We start from the raw sequence: 20,287 nt of genomic DNA, 5'->3' as shown, positions 1-20,287 counted from the left end.
GCAGAAAATTAATCGGCTAACGAAGATATACCATCCAATTTTTAAGTGCTAGCGCCCCTCGGTTCTTACGCTAGAGCTTTATAGAGGGGTAGGAAAGCAAGGCGGCGTTACTTGGCGGGTTTGTACTAGATATTATGTATCAATGTTGAAAAAGTGTCGGAAAATTTTACATTGCTGCGCTGCAATGTAAAAAAGTGTTATTTAAATCATACGTTTATATTTTGGCACGAGTTATGCTGACTCTCTTGTAACGTTTAGGTAAACATGGATGTTGCTTTTCAAGAGGGCCAATCCTATGAGAGCACATACATATAGTGGATACCTGACACTGTTATTTGCTGTCTGTGCGGTATTTCTTTTTCCTTCCAAAGCATCCGCGTATTTGATGGGAGACGGGGGCTGTACCACCGACTCAGTATCAATTACCGGCATATCAGAAACCAGCTCGGGTACCCCCATATATAGCGGTAGCTTGAGCGCGACATCTTGTGCGGGGCTTTTTCAAGGTATTAATGATGGGCCAGCGAATAACCCTGACCCCAATATCGGTGAACTAGAAGACGGCTTCCTGAACGGTGAACCGGTAAAAACGGGCCCAAGAACCGAAGACGGCCTAGATCCATTAACCTTTATCGACAGTACTGAGCTTCAAGCGTTGAGCGGCGATGGCATCTTTGACGACCCGGGTTGGATCCATCTGGCTGAGATTGATGCCGATAGCGGCACTCGGTATTCCTTCCTAGATACCCTTGATCTGGCGAGCGTGCTGGATGTTTCGTTGGTGTGTAATTTGGGGCCGCCAAATGATTGTAAAGGGGGAACGTGGAACCTTGCCGTTGATCCCGCTGCGATTGCGGCCGTACAAGCGATCTTGGGGCCGAACTCGTTTGACCATCTGGCCTTTGTGTTCAAGTCATCGACCGCTGTAAGTATTTACGACTTCGACTTTATCGACCTTGCGCCAGCCATTGGCGGTGGCTTCAACTTCGCCACCGCCTACACTTTTACGGGCAATTGGAATATGGATGACTTCCAAAACCCGAATAACAACAATGCTCAGGGTTACTCGCACATTTCATTTTGGGCACGCGACCCTGCCGATGCTGCCGATGGTACAGAGATCCCGACACCGGGCACATTGGTACTGTTCGGTCTTGGCCTGCTGTTATTACTATTCAGATTGCGTCTAGGCCGTGCTTAACTGAATGCCGCATTGAGCAGCGTTTGGGTATATTCGGTTTGCGGTGAAGAGAACAGTGCATCGGTGCTGTTCTCTTCAACAATCTTCCCTTTCTTAACCACCATCACGCGGTGGCTCATCGCTTTCACTACGGCCAAGTCATGGCTGATGAAAATATAGCTGATCTTGTATTTGCGTTGAATATTGCGCAGTAGGTCGACAATTTGGACCTGAACAGTGCGATCCAGCGCCGAGGTTGGCTCATCTAATACGATGACTTTAGGCTTTAAAATCAATGCTCTGGCAATTGAGATACGTTGTCTCTGTCCACCCGAAAACTCATGGGGGTAGCGGTGCCGCATCTCTGGCTCTAACCCAACCTCTTCAAGTGCTTTCTCGATCAGTTGAATGCGCGCTTGTGCATCACCAATGCCGTGAACTTCCAAACCTTCTGCGAGGCACTCGCCCACTGACATGCGCGGGCTTAGGCTTCCGTACGGGTCTTGAAAAACGACCTGCAGTTCGCGGCGCAGGGGAGTGATGTGGCGTTGTGGCAGGTTATCGATGCGTTGTTGCTGGAAGAAAATATCACCTTGGCTACTGATAAGCCGCAGGATCGCCATTCCCATCGTGGTTTTGCCGGAACCTGATTCCCCAACAATGCCCAACGTCTCGCCAGCTTTAAGTTGCAGAGCGATATCATCCACCGCTTTTAGATACTCTAGTGGTTTCCCGAAAAAGCTTTTTCGGGTTGGAAACCAAACGCGCAAATTCTCAGCGCTAACGATCTCTTGTGCACCGGACTCAAGCGGGGCTGGAGTGCCATTTGGCTCTGCTGCCAGCAGTTGCTGCGTGTAGGGATGTTGTGGCGCAGAGAATAGGGCATCTGTTGCACCATGCTCAACGAGCTCGCCACGGTACATGGCGCACACGTAATCTGCGTGATGGCGCACAATGTTGAGGTCATGGGTGATGAGCAAAATAGCCATCCCGAGCTTTTGCTGCAGCGAGTCGAGTAGGTCTAAAATCTGCTTCTCGACAGTCACGTCGAGTGCCGTTGTCGGCTCATCGGCAATGAGGAGTTGCGGCTCGTTAGCCAGCGCCATGGCGATCATGACGCGCTGCCGTTGGCCACCTGATAACTCATGGGGATAGCTTTTTAAGCGCTTCTCCGGCTCGCGAATACCAACCAAGTTTAACAACTCGATGATGCGCTCACGGGCAGCGCTGCCGGTGAGTTGTTTGTGCAGCCAGAGGCTCTCGCCGATCTGCTTCTCGATGGTGTGCAAAGGGTTCAGCGAGGTCATCGGCTCTTGGAAAATCATACTGACTTGGTTGCCACGCAGCTCGCGCAGCGCTTGCTCATCCATCGCCAGCACATCGTTCCCGTTAAAGTGGATAGCGCCGCTCGGATGGCTGGCTTTTGGGTAGGCGAGCAGACGCATGATGGAAAGTGCTGTAACCGATTTACCCGATCCAGACTCGCCTACAATCGCCAGCGTTTTGCCGCGCTCCAATGAAAAGCTAACGGACTTTACAGCATCCACCGCAGCGCTGCCTTCACCAAAGCGCACACTCAAGTTATCTACCGTTAGTATGGGTTGGCTCATATCACGCTTTTCCTAGGATCAAAGGCATCGCGAACCGCTTCGCCAATAAAGATGAGAAGAGTTAGCATCACAGACAGTACCACGAAGGCAGTGAGCCCGAGCCACGGCGCGTGGAGGTTGTTCTTACCTTGAGCGATGAGCTCGCCAAGTGACGCGGAGCCTGGCGGTAAGCCGAAGCCCAGAAAATCCAACGCGGTGAGTGTTACGATGGCACCGTTAAATACAAAAGGTACAAAGGTGAGCGTGGCGACCATCGCATTAGGCAGGATATGGCGGAACATAATCTGCCGGTTACCCACGCCCAGCGCTCTAGCGGCGCGAACGTACTCTAGGTTACGACCGCGCAGAAACTCAGCCCGCACCACATCCACAAGGGTCATCCAAGAGAACAACAGCATAATGCCGAGCAGCCACCAAAAATTTGGCTCAACGAAGCTCGCCAGAATGATCAATAGAAAGAGCACCGGTAAGCCAGACCACACCTCGATAAAGCGTTGGAAGTAGAGGTCGACTTTACCTCCGTAGTAGCCCTGCACGGCGCCAGCGATCACGCCAATGATGCTGCTCGCGATCGTTAGGACGAGCGCGAAGAGTATGGATATACGGAATCCGTAAATAACCCGTGCGACCACGTCTCGGCCTTGATCATCCGTACCTAGCCAGTTCTCGGACGTCGGAGGGGAGGGCGCGGGCACCGGCAGATCATAATTGATGGTTTGGTGGTTGTAACGGATCGGCGGCCACAGCATCCAGCCGCCTTCGTCTGCAATAAGCTCCTGAATGTAAGGGTCGCGATAGTCAGCAAGTGCTTCAAATTCGCCGCCGAAGTCCGTCTCTAGGTAGTCGGTAGCGACGGGAAAGAACAGCTCACCATTGAGCTTAATAAGCAGTGGTCGATCATTTGCGATCAGCTCTGCGCACAGGCTTAAAAGAAACAACGCTAAGAAGATCCATAGCGACCAATAACCACGTCGGTTGGCAACAAAGTTTGCAACGCGACGCTGGTTGATGGGGCTAAGCTTTTTCTGAGTCGATACGCTTAATGAGGTCATCACCGTTACTCCCGGCTCTCAAAGTCGATACGGGGGTCAACCAGTACATAAGTTAGATCGCTAATCAGTTTCATGAGTAAGCCAATCAACGTGAAGATATATAGCGTCCCGAAAATAACGGGGTAGTCGCGATTGATAACCGCTTCGTAACCAAGCAGGCCTAAGCCGTCCAGAGAGAAGATCACCTCGATCAGCATGGAGCCGGTAAAGAAGATTCCAACCAGCGCTGCAGGCATCCCAGCGATGATCAGTAGCATTGCATTACGGAATACATGCCCATACAGCACGCCTCGCTCTGTTAAGCCTTTCGCCTTCGCTGTTAAGACATACTGCTTGTTGATCTCATCGAGGAATGAGTTCTTGGTCAGCATGGTCAAGGTTGCGAAGCTACTGATAACTGACGCAAGTACGGGCAGTGTGATATGCCAGAAATAGTCGCCAATTTTCTCGATAAGCGTCATCTGCTCAAAATCTGGCGAGGTCAATCCGCGCAGCGGGAACCAGTCAAAATAGCTACCGCCTGCAAATAGAACGATCAGTAAAATGGCGAAGAGGAAGTTTGGTATCGCGTAACCGACGATAATGGCCGTGCTGGTCCAGACATCAAAGCGGGTTCCATCTTTGACTGCTTTGCGAATACCCAGCGGCACTGATATGAGATAGGTGAGCAGCGTGGTCCATAACCCCAATGATATCGATACGGGCAGTTTCTCTACGATGAGTTCTACCACGGTTTTGTCGCTATAGAAGCTCTTACCAAAATCAAAGGTTAGATAGTTGCCCAGCATCTGTAGATAGCGCTCCCATGCAGGTTTATCAAACCCATAGAGCGCTTCGATCTCTGCAACCAGCCGAGGGTCGAGGCCGCGAGCGCCTCTGTAACTGCTGCCTTCCGAGCTACTAGTGGTGGTATCTCCGCTGGTGCCTCCTCCAGGCAACGTGCTGCTTTGCAGGCCCTCAAGTTTAGCGAGTGTCTGCTCAACAGGGCCGCCCGGTGCTGCTTGAATAATCAAAAAGTTGATCGTGAGGATACCGATCAGCGTAGGGATTATCAGCAGCAGGCGGCGCGCAATGTAAGCGGCCATTATTCAGCGTTATCCTTTACCCACCAAGTATCAAAGCCCAATCCGTATTGGGGCCGGACATCCGGATACGCTAGCTTGCTACGGAACGCAACGCGGTCTGCACGGCTGTGGTAATGCGGAATAACGTAGTAGTTCCACTGTAGGACGCGATCCAGTGCGCGGGCACTAATGACGAGCTCTTCACGGCTGGGCGCGCTGATGATCTTTTCGATGAGTGCGTCGACCACCGGATTTTTGATGCCAACCAGATTGCGGCTACCTTGCTGGTCAGCGTTGTAAGAGCCGAAGAATTCGCGCTGCTCGTTACCCGGCGATGCAGATTGGGCAAAGCTGCCCACCACCATATCGAAATCGAAGTCGCGCAAGCGATTGATATATTGCGGCACATCGACCACGCGGATGGTTGCCGTAATACCCATGCGTTTAAGGTTCTTCTGCATCGGCGCCACGATGCGTTCAAAGGCCTTCTGGACGATTAGGATCTCGAACTCAAACGGTTCACCCGTCTTGTTATTGATAAGCTTGCCTTTCTTGAGCTGCCAACCCGCTTCTTTGAGTAGTTTTAACGCTGTGCGTGTGGAGCGACGCAGGTCTTTAGGGTCTTTAAACGTTGGCGCGGAATAGACTTGGGTAAAGACTTCAGCGGGGAGTTGATCACGATATGGCTCTAGGAGTGCCAGCTCCTTAGGGGTTGGTAACTCGCGTGCAGCCATCTCTGAATTGGAGAAGTAACTGTGTGTTCGTGCGTAGGCCCCATAGAAGAGGTTCTCGTTGGTCCACTCAAAGTCGAAGCTGTACGCCAGTGCTCGGCGTACCTTAGGGTCAGAAAATAGATTACGGCGGGTGTTAAACAGAAAACCCTGCATGCCAGTTGGTCGGCCGTGCTCAAGGTTCTTCTTGATAATCTCGCCGCTATCAAATTGCGGACCTTCGTAAGCGGTTGCCCAAAGTTTAGAGGTGTACTCCTGACGGAAGTCGTACTCTCCGGCTTTGAATGCCTCCATTGAGACGGTGCTGTCGCGGTAGAAGTCGTAGCGAATCTCATCGAAATTGTAGCGGCCTTTCATAACCGGCAAGTCTGCAGCCCAATAATCGGGGTTGCGTCGGTAGGTTACGGAGCGGCCCGGCTCAAAGCCGTCAATCACATATGGCCCCGAACCGATTGGAATATCAACGGATGGCGTCGCGAAGTCACGTGTTGCCCAATAGTGCTTAGGGAGAATTGGAATCTCCCCGACTAACAGCGGAAGCTCTTGGTTGTTACCGTTTTTAAACTTAAAGGTCACTGTGTGCGAGTCTTCTGCGACCACCTCTTTGATGTCGCCAATGTAACTGCGATAGAAAGGCGAACCTTTCTCTAGGAGGATGTTGAACGTAAAAACGATATCTTCGGCGGTAACAGGCTCACCGTCGGAAAACTTTGCGCTCTCGCGCAGCTTAAAGGTAATTTGCGTGTTGTCTTCGGCAAGGTCTGCAGAAGCTGCAAGCAAACCATACTGCGAGAACGGCTCATCAAGCGCCTTTTCCATTAGGGAATCGTAGATCAGAGCCAGCCCATCGGCCGGTGTGCCTTTAACGATGAAGCTGTTAAAACTATCAAATGTCCCAAGTGCCCAGCGCTTTACCTCACCCCCTTTAGGGGCGTTGGGATTGGCGTATTCAAAGTGCTTAAAGTCTGGGCTGTATTTCAGGTCGCCGTGCATGGCTAAGCCGTGTTGTGGCGCAGCGACTAGGCTTTGGGATAAGAGTGCGAGTGTAACCGAGGTGAGGGCTGTTTTTATTAATTTTTTACCGTTAGAAAACAAAGGCATAGTAACTATCCTAATAACACCGAACTCGAAGTTGATCCTAGGTTATAGCAGGGTGGAGACGCTATTTCCACTGTCCAACTTGGATGGCGGTTATCCCGAATAGTTCTCAGCAAGTTTGGTTAGTGTGTCATGAATTTGATTACGTGGTGTTTTCTCGAGATAAAGGCGCTGTAGTTCACTCTCTAGATACTGCTGTTTATCCGTATCTCCGTCGGCGAGGCCTTTGATGAGATCTTGGTCCATCCAATGTTTGATACGGCGATAAAGGTAGACTTTAAATGCGATCGCAGTAACTGTCGCGATGGCAATAATGACAAGATCAAGCGTGTCCACAACTCACCTCTAGTTGATAAATAGGGTTAGGCTTTGGCCTGTTTTAATGAGGCTCTTGTTATCAAGGTTGTTCCACTGGCGAATGTCCGCAACGCGGATATTGTAGCGGTCTGCAATTACAGAAAGTGAGTCACCACGGCGCACGGTATAGCCGATGCGCTTGCCTTGTGACCGTTTGGCAAGTGCGTTGCCCGGTGCGACATTCAGAGTCATGCCGGGCTTTAGGCTACGGGCTGATTGCAGCTGATTCCAGCGCAGTAGGTTTTTCACTGAAACGCCGTATTGGCGCGCGATTTTCCAGAGCGTGTCACCAGACTTTACCTGATATTGTATGTTAGAGGGGGTCTCGGCCATCTCAAGTTCAGGTAATTCCGCTTGCGGAATCAGCAGGACTTTACCAATCCGCAGTGTGTTTGATGCCAGTTGGTTGACCTCTTTAATAACACGTACTTTAGTGCCGTAGCGCTGAGCAATTGTGCTCAGTGTATCGCCTGAGCGGATTTTATACTCAGCCCAGACGGTGCGGGCTTCTGAACGTAATTCATCCAATGCTGCGACGACTGCTGGTGCTTGCTCGATAGGAACAATCAACTGATGCGGGCCTGTTGGGTCGGTCGCATGCTTGAGTAGGCCGGAATTGAGCCTCTCTAACACATCAAGCTCGACCCCCGACATTTGGGCTGCCTGACGTAAGTTAATCTGGCCGCCTGTGGCGATTACCTCAAAGTACGGCTCATTCTTGATCGGTAGCAGCGGCATGTTGTAACGGTCAGGGGTACGGACAAATTCCGCGATAGCGAGGATGCGTGGTACGTACAGGCGCGTCTCTTTTGGCAGCGATAATGACCAGAAGTCGGTTGCTTTACCGGCTTTCTTGTTCTTACGAATAGCTTTAGAGATGGTGCCCCCGCCGGCATTATAGGCCGCCATAGCAAGCAGCCAATCGCCTTTGAAGCGCACATTAAGGTTCTCGAGATAATTTAATGCCACTTCGGTGGATTCAATGACATCCTTACGGCCGTCATACCAGCGGCTGCGGTGGATGCCTAAATACTTTGCTGTGCTGGGTATAAACTGCCAAATGCCTGCTGCATGGCCAGAGGAATACGCATCTGGGCTGTAGCCGCTCTCTACTACTGGCAGTAATGCCAGCTCTGCTGGTAAGCCACGCTCAAGCACTTTGCTCAGCACATAGTGGTAGAAGGGTTCTGCGCGGCTTCCGATCTGCTGCATATGTTTTGGGTACTGCGCAAACCACTCGATTTGTCGTACCACTGATGGATTAGAGGCGTGCTCAGTCAGTTGCAGATTTCGGCGGGTTAGCTCCCAAAGATCCTCCGGGGCGGTAGCAACCTCTGAGTACTGCTCCTCTAAATGCAGGTCTGGAACAGAGTGCTTTTTTGGTAACGATGATACGAACGACGCCGGCTGTGTTGGCTTCACTTGTTGCGCTGTGGTGTTGCTTTGTTGCTCTGGTATGGATTGACAGCCCGCAAGCAGACCAAGCATCGCAAGAGTAGAGATATGAAAGCAACTGCGCATAGGTGAGTTCCAAAAATCTAAAAGGCGCAAGTTTAGCAGGGGCAATCCTTCGCTCCAAGGTCTAATCATCTTTGTGGCTCTGCTGTTCGGGTTAGAAGTTATTTTTCCATTCTCGGACGGCGGTAAAAGCCTCTAGCTGAGTCGTGCATGGTGCCGAGATATAGCCGCTAGCCGCATCTTGAACATCAGGCTTATCTGCGCGCATAAACGGGTTGATGGTTTTCTCTTGGGCGATAGAGGTGGGTAATGTTGGTTGATCTTGTTCGCGCAAGGCTGTGCACCTCTGCAGCGCTGTCTTTACGGCAGCATTATTTGGTTCAACGGCCGCTGCAAAGGCTAGGTTAGCTAGCGAGTATTCGTGGGTGCAATATACCTTAGTGTGGTCAGGTAGAGACTTAAACCAATCCATTGCTTCGAGCATCTGCGCGGGAGAGCCTTCAAATAGGCGACCGCATCCGGCCAGAAAAAGTGTATCACCGGAGAACACAACAGGCGCTGATGTGTCTTGGGTAAAGTAGGCGATATGGTCCAGTGTATGGCCAGGCACTGTTTGTACGGTAAACGTGGCGTCAAACACGGCGAGAGTGTCCCCACTACTGAGTGGGTGAGTAATGCCAGCGAAAGGACTTTCTTTGGGGCCGTAAACGGGTACATCGTAGGTTTCCACTAATCGCGCGACACCATCCGTGTGATCATAGTGGTGATGAGTAATAAGGATACCGAGCAGCGGCGTATTGGTTGCGGTTAAAGCGTCTAGCACAACTTGCGCATCGCCCGGATCAACAACATAGGCGCCTACCTGCTCATCATGGCTCAGCTTCCAGATATAGTTATCATTGAATGCGGGAAGAGGTTGAATGTGCAGCATGGTAGCTCCATCGTTGATTTTAGTGACAAGAGATTACCACTAAACAAAGTGGGCTGTTAACATATGTATCCAAAGGTTCTATGGGTGAGTGAGGAATGATGAATGCAGCAGCCGACCTCGCAGAGGACAATGCACTAAAAGAGATAGCGACATGGTTTGAGCATGGGCTTGGCCATGAGTTGTTAGCCTTTGAGCAGCGCATTTTAGATCGTTTGCTTGCGGGCCTATACGGCGTGCACTTGGCGCAAATTGGCGTAAACCCGCTGCATCCGTTGGCGGATGCGAGTACGATTACGCACAAATTTGTAATCTACCCAGAGCTAACCTTGGGCATGGGGCCAGAGAGCTTGGTGGCTGATGCAACAGAGATGCCGCTGAATCAGAACTCTGTGGATGTGGTCTTGCTGCACCATACGCTGGATTTTTCAGCATCGCCACATCAGGTAGTGCGTGAGGCCGCTCGTGTTGTCAGGCCCGGCGGCTACATTTTGGTTGTGGGGTTTAATCCGGCATCGCTTTGGGGCGTCATGAAGTGGCGGGCGTGTCAGCAGCATGCGCAAGTTTGGCGACGCGCACAGTTCATTAGCCAGCGCCGCCTGCATGATTGGATACAACTGCTTGGTCTCACAACGGTACGTACCCTGACCGATTATTACCAACCACCTTATGTATCAGATACATGGCGTGGGCGCTTTGCAGGCCTTAACCGCTTAGGGCGACGATCATTGCCAGGGTGCGGCGCCTTTTACGCAACCCTAGTTAGAAAAGATGTGGCAAGCATGACACCGATCGCACCGAAGCGCCGTACACGGCGCTTTATTCAACTACCTGTGCCTGAACCGGCTACTCGAGGACAAATAAGTGAAACCCGTTGAGATTTTTACCGACGGTGCCTGTAAAGGTAATCCCGGCCCCGGTGGCTGGGGAGCCGTGCTGCGCTATGGCGACCAAGTGAAAGAGCTATGGGGCGGTGAAGAGGAAACAACCAACAACCGGATGGAGCTAATGGGGGCGATCCAAGCACTCACAGCCCTGAAACGGTCGTGTGATGTTGTGCTAACAACAGACTCTCAGTATGTGCGTAAAGGCATTACCGAGTGGATTAATGGTTGGCGAAAAAATGGTTGGAAGACAGCGGCGAAAAAACCGGTGAAAAACGCTGACCTTTGGCAAACGCTGGATCAGCTCTGCGCTAAACACACGATTGATTGGCGCTGGGTAAAGGGACATAGCGGGCATCCAGAAAACGAGCTAGCAGATCAGTTAGCGAACCGTGGTGTAGATGAAGTTTTAAGTAAGGCATAACGATGCGTCAAGTTGTACTAGATACTGAAACAACCGGCCTTGAATGGTCAGAAGGGCACAACATCATCGAGATTGGTTGTGTCGAGATGCAGCGCCGTAAACTGACGGGAAATAATTACCATCAGTACATCAAGCCTGACCGCGAAGTCGATGCCGAGGCGATCTCCGTACACGGTATCACTAATGAGTATCTGGCCGATAAGCCAGCATTTCGCGAGGTGATGGGAGCGTTTATTGAATATATTCGCGGCGCTGAGCTAATCATCCATAATGCAGCGTTTGACGTTGGCTTTTTGGATGCTGAGTTCGAACGCAATGGGATAGATGTTCGGATACGTGATATCTGTACCGTGACCGACTCGCTGCTACTGGCGCGTAAGAAGCACCCCGGACAGAAAAACAATTTGGACGCGTTGTGTAAACGCTATGGGATCGATAACTCTCATCGCGAGCTGCACGGAGCATTGCTTGACTCCGAGATCTTGGCGGATGTCTACCTTGGACTGACGGGTGGTCAAACATCCTTATTGCTAGCGGATGATGGTGATGAGCAGGGCGGTGATGGCACGCGTGAAATTAAACGCGTAGGTGCCCATGCCCTTGAACTTTCTGTCTTGAAAGCCTCGGATGAGGAGCTTGGCGCTCACGAGAAGTTTCTTGATTTGCTGGATAAAAAATCGGATGGCGCGTTATGGCGTCAGTAGATATGAACTAGATCGACATCCAACAAAAAGGCCAGCAAATTGCTGGCCTTTCTTATACGTGAGGTGACTTAGCCTTCGTTACGAGGCTTGCGTGGCCCGGAGCGGCGACGTTTGTCACCATTGCCTCGGCCACCGCGGCCTCCACCATTACCATCGGCACCGCTAACCTTTTTCGCATTCAGGCGCTGACCGCAAACGATAGTGCGCTGTAGAACGCCTTCTAGTTCTTTAGGTAAGCCCGCTGGTAGGTCAACAAAGGTCGCCTTATCTTTGATCTCGATTTGGCCGATGTACTTGCTCTCGATATCGGCTTCATTCGCAATCGCACCCACGATATTACCAGGTTTAACACCATGCTCGTGACCAACGGATAGGCAGTAGCGCTGCATATCAATATCGTAGCCCTCTTGGCGACGACGCTTCGCCTTAGAACGGTCTTTATTGCGATTGCCATCGCGATCATCAAAGCTCTTCGGTGCGCGAAGCTCACGCTCGCTTAGTAAAAGCGGTGTCTTGCCATGCATCAGCGATGCAAGTGCGGCTGCAATGTTTAAAGGATCAACATCGTTCTCCACTTGATACTCAGATAGCACGCCCAAAAACTCCGATAAATCTTTGTTTTCGATAGTATCTGTAATCTGCTGCTTAAAGCGGTCGATACGTTTGACGTTGATATCAGCGGCAGAAGGTAGCTCCATAGGCGCAATCTTCTGGCGTGTGGCTTGCTCGATCATACGTAGCATGCGTTGCTCGCGCGGTGATACGAATAGAATGGCTTCACCCTCGCGACCCGCACGACCGGTACGACCAATACGGTGAACGTAGGATTCGGTATCGTAAGGGATATCGTAGTTTAGTACGTGGCTGATACGCTCTACGTCTAAGCCGCGTGCGACAACATCCGTGGCTACAAGGATGTCGAGCTTGCCTGCTTTTAGGCGTTCAACTGTGCGTTCACGTAGTTGTTGTGATACGTCACCGTTAAGTGCCTCACACGCATAGCCGCGTGCTGTTAGTTTTTCAGCAAGTTCTATCGTCGCAGATTTTGTGCGCACGAAGATGATCATCGCATCGAACTGCTGCATCTCTAAAATGCGTGTCAACGCATCTAGTTTGTGCAGTCCGCCCACACGCCAATACGACTGCTTGATGGTCGTTGCTGTCGCAGTTTTGCTCGCGATCTTGATCTCGTGCGGGTCTTTCAAGTGCTGCAGGGCAAGGCGGCGAACAGCTGAAGGCATTGTTGCAGAGAACAGTGCGATCTGGCGTGTGTCTGGCGTATGCTGCAGGATCCAATCAACATCGTCGATGAAGCCCATGCGCAGCATTTCGTCAGCTTCGTCTAGTACCAGCGCTTGCAGGTTGTCTAGCACTAATGAGCCACGACGGATGTGATCCATCACACGGCCAGGTGTGCCGACAATAACGTGAGCACCACGACGCAGCTGGCGTAGCTGGCCATCATAAGCCTGACCACCGTAGATCGGCAGCACATGAAACTTCGGGATATGACGCGCGTATGTTTGAAATGCTTCAGCAACCTGAATCGCCAGTTCACGAGTTGGCGCAAGTACTAACAGCTGTGGCACATTGCGAGTGATATCGATACGCGATAGCAGTGGCAATGCGAAAGCAGCGGTTTTTCCTGTTCCTGTTTGCGCTTGGCCTAACAGGTCCTTCCCCTCTAGAAGGTGTGGAATACTTGCTGCTTGAATCGGAGATGGTGTTTCGTAGCCGATCTCTTGCAAAACTTGCAATAGAGGAGCGGCCAAGCCCAGTTCAGAGAATGCGGGCTGGTTGTCTGATGACATTTAATATGAACCTATAAAAGTAAATGGCCGTAAATAAAGCTTGGCGGCCAAGATGGGATAAAAATAGAGTAGTGGGCCATTATAAAAGATCCTGAGGTTAGAGTATAGGAGAACCTCAGGATCCGTAGTTTTAGGGGATAACCCTAGTTGGGGCTTAGCGGCCGTCCAAGATGGACGCGAGCAGCTGTTTGACGGTGTTTGGCTCAAAGGGCTTATCGGTAATAGCGTTCACACCGGACTGCGCCACGTGGCTGAGGTGAGCATCATTTGCTTCTGAGGTCACCATTAAAACGGGTATGTGGGAGTGGGTTTCTGAATCGCGAACATGCTCGGCAAGCTCTACGCCGTTAACTTCGGGCATGTTGTAGTCGGTCACGATCAGATCAAACTCACGTTCCTTCAGTAAGTTGATAGCCTGAGCACCATCCTCTGCTTGGTCGATGTGCTGGATGCCTAAGTTGCCTAACACTCGGGTAATGACTTTGCGGGCTAGTTTGCTGTCATCAACAACCAGCACCCGCAGGGTGTCGACATCATAAAGTTCTAGGTCGAGTTCATCCTCGCTGAGGATATCGATCGTTGATGTGATTGCGACAAGTAACTGATCCTGACTAAAAGGTTTAGGCAGGATGGCGACGACTCCCGACTGCTTAAACACTTCGAGCTGCTCACGCTTACTTTCGCTGGAAATTAGAATAAAGGGTAGGGTTTCTTGGCTCGGGTTAGCGCGTATTTTGGCGAGCAGGTCAGTTGCGGTGCCGTCAGGTAGATAAAGCGAGCTAATAACGAGATCTGGTGCGCAGTGCGCCAGATAATCTAGAGCTTCATGCTCATTGGTGGCGTTGTCGATCATATGGATGCCCGACTCCGTCAGCTCATTGGTGATCCAGCGGCGCTGCATAGCCGAGGGTTCGATCATTAAAACTCTGAGGTCCGCAGGTGACAACTGCTGCATGCGCGCATCCTTTACTAACAACAATAGAGTGTTAAAGGTAGTTGAGGATTATGGAATCCTCAACTCGTGGCTTTGTGCCCACGTTGTCGTATTTTTAGCGCAGATGTCGGGTAGATGTATCGATTGGCATAGCAGTAATAAGTACTGTTCGTCTGCCTGAGATGCCGCACCAATCTCGCGTTTCAAATAGACGGTGGCGTTTTGCTTGTTGCGATACTCGATGTAAAGAAACAGCGTTTCTTGAGCGGTGCCTGTTTCGTCTTTTCGTTTGCCTTTCGCAGTCCAAGCCCATGTATGACATCGATGTTGTTGATTGAAGACGATATTCGCAAATTGCTCTGATCGTGTTGTTAAAGTGGCAAAAAATTCGGGGATATGTGGCGAACTGCCAGAGGTGTGTAAGTGTGCTTCAAACATGGTCAACTCCAGAATACTAGTTACTAAGTGAGAGTTGACCGGGTGGTTGCATTCGACCTGATATTGTCTGAAAGACCACATCGTCCGCGGTGCGGAAATACCACCTTGCTCAGGTTGTGCAGGTTGGTGAGAGTGTCAACTCTTCTCTTGATGTGGCTAGAACGGTATCAGGTATTATAAGTGGCTGCAACTTTCGTGGTCGTTAGGCGGTAACCCAAAGAATTTGCGCGTCTTCATCGCTCGTTGATACAAGAGCGTGCCCCATTTCGCAATCATAATAGGCGCTGTCTCCCTCTAGCATCTCTACTGGCTCGTAGAATTCTGTGTAGAACATGATGGAGCCTTTGAGGATGAATAGAAACTCTTCGCCCTCGTGGCGAACCCAGTCACCGTATTCCTCAAATGAGCGAGCACGTACCGTGGTGCGATAGGGGATCATCTTTTTGCTAGTTAATTGAGTCGCAAGAATTTCGTGCTCGTAAGTGGGGGTGGGATGTGGTGACCCTTCCCCCTTGCGAGTAATGTCTCTGCGCCCTGATGCGCCGCTACTTTTAGCGGGCTGAGTAAATAGCTGTGGGATATCGATGCCAAGGCCTGCCACGAGCTTTGAGACCGCTGAAAATGTTGGAGATATCTGCTCGTTTTCAATTTTTGACAGTGTGGAGCGCGCGAGTCCTGTTAACTTGCTTGCTTCTTCAAGTGTCAAATTCTGGCTGAGGCGGATCTCACGTACGCGTTGTCCCAGCTGAAGAGGGCTTACCATTGTCTCGCTGGCTGTGTGGCGAACCACTTCAAAGGCTGGATTTTCGCTTTTAGGTGGTTGTGACTGATCCGACATCGATTTCTCCGGTATTTCTTCTTGTCTTTATCTTACTAGGCACCAGAGTTTATCGCACAGCAGCGTCTCGCAAAAGCGGCAATAAAGTTTGGCAGAGAAGTATTTGAGGGGGTGTTGCAAGAGGAGAATGGTCGGAGCAGCAGGATTCGAACCTGCGACCCTCTGGTCCCAAACCAGATGCGCTACCAGGCTGCGCTATGCTCCGACTAAAGAGTCAACACAAGAAAAGATGGTCGGAGCAGCAGGATTCGAACCTGCGACCCTCTGGTCCCAAACCAGATGCGCTACCAGGCTGCGCTATGCTCCGAACGAACAGGCTTGTGTTATAAATGGTCGGAGCAGCAGGATTCGAACCTGCGACCCTCTGGTCCCAAACCAGATGCGCTACCAGGCTGCGCTATGCTCCGACAATGCTAGAGACACGTACATTCAGTTAATGGTCGGAGCAGCAGGATTCGAACCTGCGACCCTCTGGTCCCAAACCAGATGCGCTACCAGGCTGCGCTATGCTCCGATCAAAAAAGGTTGGCTCCTCGAGCTGGACTCGAACCAGCGACCAATAGATTAACAGTCTACTGCTCTACCAACTGAGCTATCGAGGATCTGTGTCTCAACCTGTGGGCGCGTATATTAAGGACGAGCTATGCAGGCGTCAAGTAGAAAGTTTTAAAAGATTTTAAAAAATCCTTTTTGATTAATAACCTAAAAGGAAAATCGCGAAACTTGGACAGAAACCGAGCAGCGAGTAGAATCGGATAGCATATATAGGGTGTGAACAGTTTCACCACTCGGCGAGGCTGGAAAAAGAGATAACAAATGACAGTAACAATGAGTAAAGATGCGCCGCTTGCAGAATCAATCCTTCATATGCAAGCTCGGTTGCAAGCGCATGGGTTTGATGTAGAAGAATATGATTGGCAAAACCCAGTACCGCATGTTTGGTCGGTCAGAATGCGCGATCGCTTATTTCCTGTGCTGGATGTTCAGGGCAAGGGCACATCTATGCAAGCGGCTCAAGCCAGTGCTCTGGGGGAGCTCTTTGAGCGGCTGAGTAGCGATAACTTCTTCAATGGTTTGTTCTATGGAGAAGAGATTGCCGCTTCTGATTTCGTGCACCATCCATCTGAGCGCTGGTTTGCGCTGGAGAAGAGCGGCCTGCCTCAGGGGCTGCTTGATGAGCCAACTCAATCTCACTATAACCTAGATGGCGAACTGTCTGCCAAGATGCTGGTGGATGCCAGCTCAGGTAACCGCAGCCGAGGTATCTGTGCACTGCCCTTTACGAGGCAGCAGAACCAACAAACGGTTTGGATACCCGTCAATATTATCGATAACCTCTACACAATTAACGGTCTGGCGGCAGGTAACAGTGTCTATGAGGCGCGCGTACAAGCCTTGTCGGGTATTTTTGAACGCCACATAAAAACGACGATACTAACAGCCGGAATCAGCCTGCCTCATATACCTGCTTCAGTGGTAGAGGGCTACCGTGAGGTGGCAGACACCCTCCAGCTGCTGCGGGACGAGGGATTTGTCGTTTACGTTATGGATGCCTCGCTGGCCGGGAAGTTTCCGCTTGTTTGTATCACGTTGCTTGACCCAAACACAGGCGGTTGTATTGCTGCATTTGGCGCTCATCCTAAATTTGGTATCGCGCTACAGCGGGCCATGGTGGAGTTGCTGCATAAGAGGTCGTTAGACGCGCTGAGATCCCTGTCACCACCTACCTTCAACTTACGAGAGGTGGCAGAGCCTGATAATCTACAGCACCATTTGCGTGACTCCAGCGGTGTTGTCTCTTGGGAGTTGTTCTCTTCCAAGTCGGATTATGAGTACACCGCTTGGAATATCGAAGGTGACACACAGGCGGAGTTCGAGCGTCTCTGTCATCTCATTCATCGAGTCGATATGGATATTTATATCGCCGATTACGACCACCTGGGTGTGTATTGTTGTCGTGTTATTGTGCCGGGCATGGCAGATATGTTCCCGGTTGATCGGTTGGTGCACGATAACAACAATAAAGGTATCGAGCTGCGGGACTTCGTTATGCGTATGCCTATGTTGAGCAACCACGAGCGGCAGGTATTCACTCAACAGTTGACGCGCCTTGATGTGGACGAGCAAGCTTCATTACCCGAGATGTGTGGCATCCTGGCCGAGCCCGCCAATGGGCTTGCAGGCGTAACAGTCGCGGAAGTAAAGGCGCTGCTTTACCTAACACAAGGTGATATTAGCTCTGCGGTGGAGTCTGTATCTCGGGTGCTTGAAACTGATGGCTTACCGGCAAAGAAGGCGGCGCTTTATCGTTGCTTACACGCGTTGGGTAGCGCACTGATCTCGACTCATGTTGTGGCAGATAACTACCGTAAAGTCTTGGTAGATATATACGGGGATGCGCGAGTAAAGCGCTGTGAAGCGATGCTGGCAGGGCGGCAGTTGTTCGATGATTTCATCGAGATTAAGCCAGACTTCTCCAATAGCCCGCAGCACGCGAAAACGATAGACCTCTATCGTCGGCTGCAGTTGGCAAAGCAAAACTCAACCAGCTAAATAGACGCATAAGTTACACACCATCAAAAAACTGTACCTGTACCACGGTACAGTTTTTTTTTGCCCATTTGACTGCTTTACTGGTTGTAATCAAATGAACCTGTGAGGGATCAAGAATGGCAACGGTTGTCGGTACAGTTAGTTTTATCTCAGGTGTGGTTTACGCTGTGAAAGCAGACGGAACCGAGCGCTTATTGGCATTGGGTGATGAAGTCTTTGCTGATGAGGTGCTGCGCACAGGTCCGCAAGCAAAAGTCGAGATCACCATGGGCAATGGTGAAGTCGTTGCACTGGGTGAGCAGCAAAGCTGGTTGGTATCAGCTGAGTCCTTCTTGGAGGCTGATGATTACCCGGTAGAAGAGTCTGTGGTAAATCAAGACTTAGCATCTATCGATGCGATCCAGCAAGCGATCTTGGCGGGTGAAGATCCAACTCAAGTCGCTGAGCCAACAGCCGCGGGTACCCCTGCTGCGGGAGATGCAGGTGCTGTAACGGGTAATGAAGGTTCGAGCTTCACAACGATCTCTCGAACTGCACAAGAGGGTAATCCTGAAGCTGGCTTTGATACAACAGGCCCCGGTGCAGCGCAGCAAACACAGGCATTATTTACTCCAGAACTGCTCAACCGAGCGCCAGAAGCTACGCCAGATTTTATTACGACAGCAGAAGATACCCCAGTTTCTGATCGTATTGATGCAACCGATGCAGATGGTGACCTGCTGACTTACACCCTTGTCAGTACGCCGGAAAATGGCATAGCCGTGGTTAATGCTGATGGTACCTATACGTACACGCCAAACGAGAACTACAACGGCGATGATGCATTTATAGTACGTGTAGATGATGGCCGTGGCGGAGTGATTGAGGTTCCGGTTAGTGTCGTGATCACTCCCGTTAATGATGCGCCGAACGCGAATGCATTCCAAGAAACAACACCTGAAGATACGCCGATTAGCAGTGCTGTATTCACAACCGATGTTGATGGCGACGCACTAACCTACTCGCTAGGTTCTGGGCCATCCAACGGTACGGTTGTGATTAACACTGATGGCACATACACCTACACGCCGAGCCAAGACTTCAACGGTAATGATCGTTTCTTTGTGACTGCAGATGATGGCAACGGCGGCACGACTCAAATCCCAGTCGATATCATTGTAACGCCGGTTAACGATGCGCCAACGGCAGGAGCATTTTCAGAGTCTACGCCAGAAGATACGCCATTTACTGACTCGGTTTTTGCTCAAGACGTTGATGGTGACCCACTGACATATAGCTTAAATACAGGCCCATCCAATGGTTCGGTATCGCTTAACGCCAACGGTACCTACACCTATACGCCGAATAATGGTTTTATTGGCAGTGATAGCTTTACTGTAACGGCGAGCGATGGAAATGGTGGTACGGTCACCATTCCTGTGTCTATTAACGTTTTCCCTGTTAATGATGCGCCGGTTGCGCTTGCAGATAACGCGTCGACTCAAGAAAATACGCCCGTTCTTATCAGTGTTACCGGGAACGATAGTGACCCAGACGGAACGATTAACCCGAGTACCGTCAACATTGTTTCCGGCCCGAGCAACGGCAGCTTGCTTGTTAACAGCGATGGTACCGTTGAGTACACCCCAAACTCTGGCTACACCGGGCCTGACAGCTTCCAGTACACCGTTCAGGATAACGACGGAGCAACATCGAATGTTGCAACCGTGACGATCGGTGTGGATGCGCCAGTCAACTTGCCACCCACTGCAACTGATGATAACCAAGGCGTTATCGAAGATACGTCCGCAACGATCAATTTAGCTGCGAATGATAGTGATCCGGACGACGGTCTGGACCTCACCAGCATCGTGATCACGCAACAGCCAGACCACGGCACACTGCTGATCAATGGCGACGGCACCGTGACCTACACCCCGGATACCAACTACAACGGCCCGGACAGCTTCAAATACACCATTGCGGATGCGGCAGGTAACGTCTCCAACGCAGCGACCGTCAACCTCACCGTGACCCCGGATAACGATCCACCGGTGGCCGTCGATGACAGCGGCAGCACCGCGGAAGACACCGCAGTGACCCTAGATCTGGCGGGCAACGACAACGACGTGGACGACGGTCTGGACCTCACCAGCATCGTGATCACGCAGCAGCCAGACCACGGCACACTGCTGATCAATGGCGACGGCACCGTGACCTACACCCCGGATGCCAACTACAACG

Annotated in this window: 17 protein-coding genes, 5 tRNA genes and 1 riboswitch; of the genes, 6 read left to right on the top strand and 16 right to left on the bottom strand. The window is 51.1% G+C overall.

All coding sequences use genetic code 11. The features are described 5' to 3' along the window. Nucleotides 1-295: 295 nt before the first annotated feature. Nucleotides 296-1,201 (top strand): hypothetical protein, encoded by a 906-nt coding sequence (locus EOE65_RS17635; protein WP_127696193.1) that lies wholly within the window; start codon nt 296-298, stop codon nt 1,199-1,201. Here the strand turns inward: EOE65_RS17635 and EOE65_RS17630 are convergent. The 7 genes from EOE65_RS17630 to gloB form a co-directional block, all read right to left on the bottom strand. After that, the gene (locus tag EOE65_RS17630) at nt 1,198-2,790 is read right to left on the bottom strand and encodes an ABC transporter ATP-binding protein (RefSeq protein WP_127696191.1); all 1,593 of its coding nucleotides are present in this window, start codon (nt 2,788-2,790) and stop codon (nt 1,198-1,200) included. The genes EOE65_RS17635 and EOE65_RS17630 overlap by 4 nt on opposite strands. Beyond that, the gene (locus EOE65_RS17625) at nt 2,787-3,842 is read right to left on the bottom strand and encodes an ABC transporter permease (RefSeq protein WP_127696231.1); all 1,056 of its coding nucleotides are present in this window, start codon (nt 3,840-3,842) and stop codon (nt 2,787-2,789) included. Before EOE65_RS17625 ends, EOE65_RS17630 begins: the two co-directional genes overlap by 4 nt. A gap of 5 nt (nt 3,843-3,847) precedes the next feature. After that, nucleotides 3,848-4,927 carry a microcin C ABC transporter permease YejB gene (locus EOE65_RS17620; RefSeq protein ID WP_127696189.1) on the bottom strand — a complete coding sequence of 360 codons (1,080 nt, stop codon included), beginning with the start codon at nt 4,925-4,927 and terminating at the stop codon, nt 3,848-3,850. Beyond that, nucleotides 4,927-6,738 carry an extracellular solute-binding protein gene (locus EOE65_RS17615; RefSeq protein ID WP_127696187.1) on the bottom strand — a complete coding sequence of 604 codons (1,812 nt, stop codon included), beginning with the start codon at nt 6,736-6,738 and terminating at the stop codon, nt 4,927-4,929. The genes EOE65_RS17620 and EOE65_RS17615 overlap by 1 nt, the downstream gene beginning before the upstream one ends. Nucleotides 6,739-6,828: 90 nt before the next feature. Then, nucleotides 6,829-7,071, bottom strand: coding sequence for a hypothetical protein (locus EOE65_RS17610; protein WP_127696185.1), 243 nt, complete (start codon nt 7,069-7,071; stop codon nt 6,829-6,831). Nucleotides 7,072-7,080: 9 nt separating this feature from the next. Continuing rightward, on the bottom strand, nt 7,081-8,613 hold the full coding sequence (locus tag EOE65_RS17605) for a LysM peptidoglycan-binding domain-containing protein (protein WP_164847157.1): 1,533 nt from the start codon (nt 8,611-8,613) through the stop codon (nt 7,081-7,083). A 91-nt stretch (nt 8,614-8,704) separates the two neighbouring features. After that, complete coding sequence (gene gloB / locus EOE65_RS17600) at nt 8,705-9,481, bottom strand: hydroxyacylglutathione hydrolase (protein WP_127696181.1); 777 nt, start codon at nt 9,479-9,481, stop codon at nt 8,705-8,707. A 95-nt stretch (nt 9,482-9,576) separates the two neighbouring features. On the opposite strand from gloB, the gene EOE65_RS17595 reads away from it, so the two are divergent. The 3 genes from EOE65_RS17595 to dnaQ are packed head-to-tail and all read left to right on the top strand — an operon-like array spanning nt 9,577 to nt 11,490. Then, the gene (locus EOE65_RS17595) at nt 9,577-10,356 is read left to right on the top strand and encodes a class I SAM-dependent methyltransferase (protein WP_127696179.1); all 780 of its coding nucleotides are present in this window, start codon (nt 9,577-9,579) and stop codon (nt 10,354-10,356) included. Continuing rightward, complete coding sequence (gene rnhA, locus EOE65_RS17590) at nt 10,343-10,786, top strand: ribonuclease HI (RefSeq protein ID WP_127696177.1); 444 nt, start codon at nt 10,343-10,345, stop codon at nt 10,784-10,786. The genes EOE65_RS17595 and rnhA overlap by 14 nt, the downstream gene beginning before the upstream one ends. Nucleotides 10,787-10,788: 2 nt before the next feature. Next, nucleotides 10,789-11,490, top strand: coding sequence for a DNA polymerase III subunit epsilon (gene dnaQ / locus EOE65_RS17585; protein WP_127696175.1), 702 nt, complete (start codon nt 10,789-10,791; stop codon nt 11,488-11,490). A gap of 68 nt (nt 11,491-11,558) precedes the next feature. Here dnaQ and EOE65_RS17580 read toward each other — a convergent pair whose 3' ends face one another. From EOE65_RS17580 to EOE65_RS17540, 9 genes are all read right to left on the bottom strand, one after another. Then, on the bottom strand, nt 11,559-13,301 hold the full coding sequence (locus EOE65_RS17580) for a DEAD/DEAH box helicase (RefSeq protein ID WP_127696173.1): 1,743 nt from the start codon (nt 13,299-13,301) through the stop codon (nt 11,559-11,561). A gap of 154 nt (nt 13,302-13,455) precedes the next feature. After that, nucleotides 13,456-14,256, bottom strand: a complete 801-nt coding sequence (locus tag EOE65_RS17575) for a response regulator (RefSeq protein ID WP_127696171.1) — start codon at nt 14,254-14,256, stop codon at nt 13,456-13,458. A 48-nt stretch (nt 14,257-14,304) separates the two neighbouring features. Further along, the gene (locus tag EOE65_RS17570) at nt 14,305-14,673 is read right to left on the bottom strand and encodes a hypothetical protein (RefSeq protein ID WP_127696169.1); all 369 of its coding nucleotides are present in this window, start codon (nt 14,671-14,673) and stop codon (nt 14,305-14,307) included. A gap of 49 nt (nt 14,674-14,722) precedes the next feature. Continuing rightward, a riboswitch (SAM-I-IV-variant riboswitch) is annotated at nt 14,723-14,832 on the bottom strand. Between the two features lie 43 nt (nt 14,833-14,875). Further along, nucleotides 14,876-15,436, bottom strand: coding sequence for a helix-turn-helix domain-containing protein (locus tag EOE65_RS17565; protein ID WP_240657035.1), 561 nt, complete (start codon nt 15,434-15,436; stop codon nt 14,876-14,878). A 203-nt stretch (nt 15,437-15,639) separates the two neighbouring features. Next, nucleotides 15,640-15,716 (bottom strand) — tRNA-Pro (locus tag EOE65_RS17560). A 25-nt stretch (nt 15,717-15,741) separates the two neighbouring features. After that, nucleotides 15,742-15,818, bottom strand: a tRNA-Pro gene (locus EOE65_RS17555). A 23-nt stretch (nt 15,819-15,841) separates the two neighbouring features. Further along, a tRNA-Pro gene (locus EOE65_RS17550) sits at nt 15,842-15,918 on the bottom strand. Nucleotides 15,919-15,948: 30 nt separating this feature from the next. Beyond that, nucleotides 15,949-16,025 (bottom strand) — tRNA-Pro (locus tag EOE65_RS17545). A 12-nt stretch (nt 16,026-16,037) separates the two neighbouring features. Then, nucleotides 16,038-16,113: transfer RNA gene (locus EOE65_RS17540), tRNA-Asn, on the bottom strand. 214 nt (nt 16,114-16,327) lie between these two features. Between EOE65_RS17540 and EOE65_RS17535 the strand changes: the two genes are divergently transcribed. Next, complete coding sequence (locus tag EOE65_RS17535; protein ID WP_127696165.1) at nt 16,328-18,064, top strand: YcaO-like family protein; 1,737 nt, start codon at nt 16,328-16,330, stop codon at nt 18,062-18,064. Nucleotides 18,065-18,180: 116 nt separating this feature from the next. Beyond that, nucleotides 18,181-20,287 (top strand): retention module-containing protein (locus tag EOE65_RS17530; protein ID WP_127696163.1); only part of this gene is annotated, 2,107 nt, incomplete at its 3' end.

Origin of the sequence: Neptunomonas marina, assembly GCF_004005935.1 — a bacterium.
Lineage (GTDB): Bacteria > Pseudomonadota > Gammaproteobacteria > Pseudomonadales > Balneatricaceae > Neptunomonas > Neptunomonas marina.
Note: the sequence above shows the minus strand (reverse complement) of the source record. Positions and strands in the feature narration are given on the sequence as shown.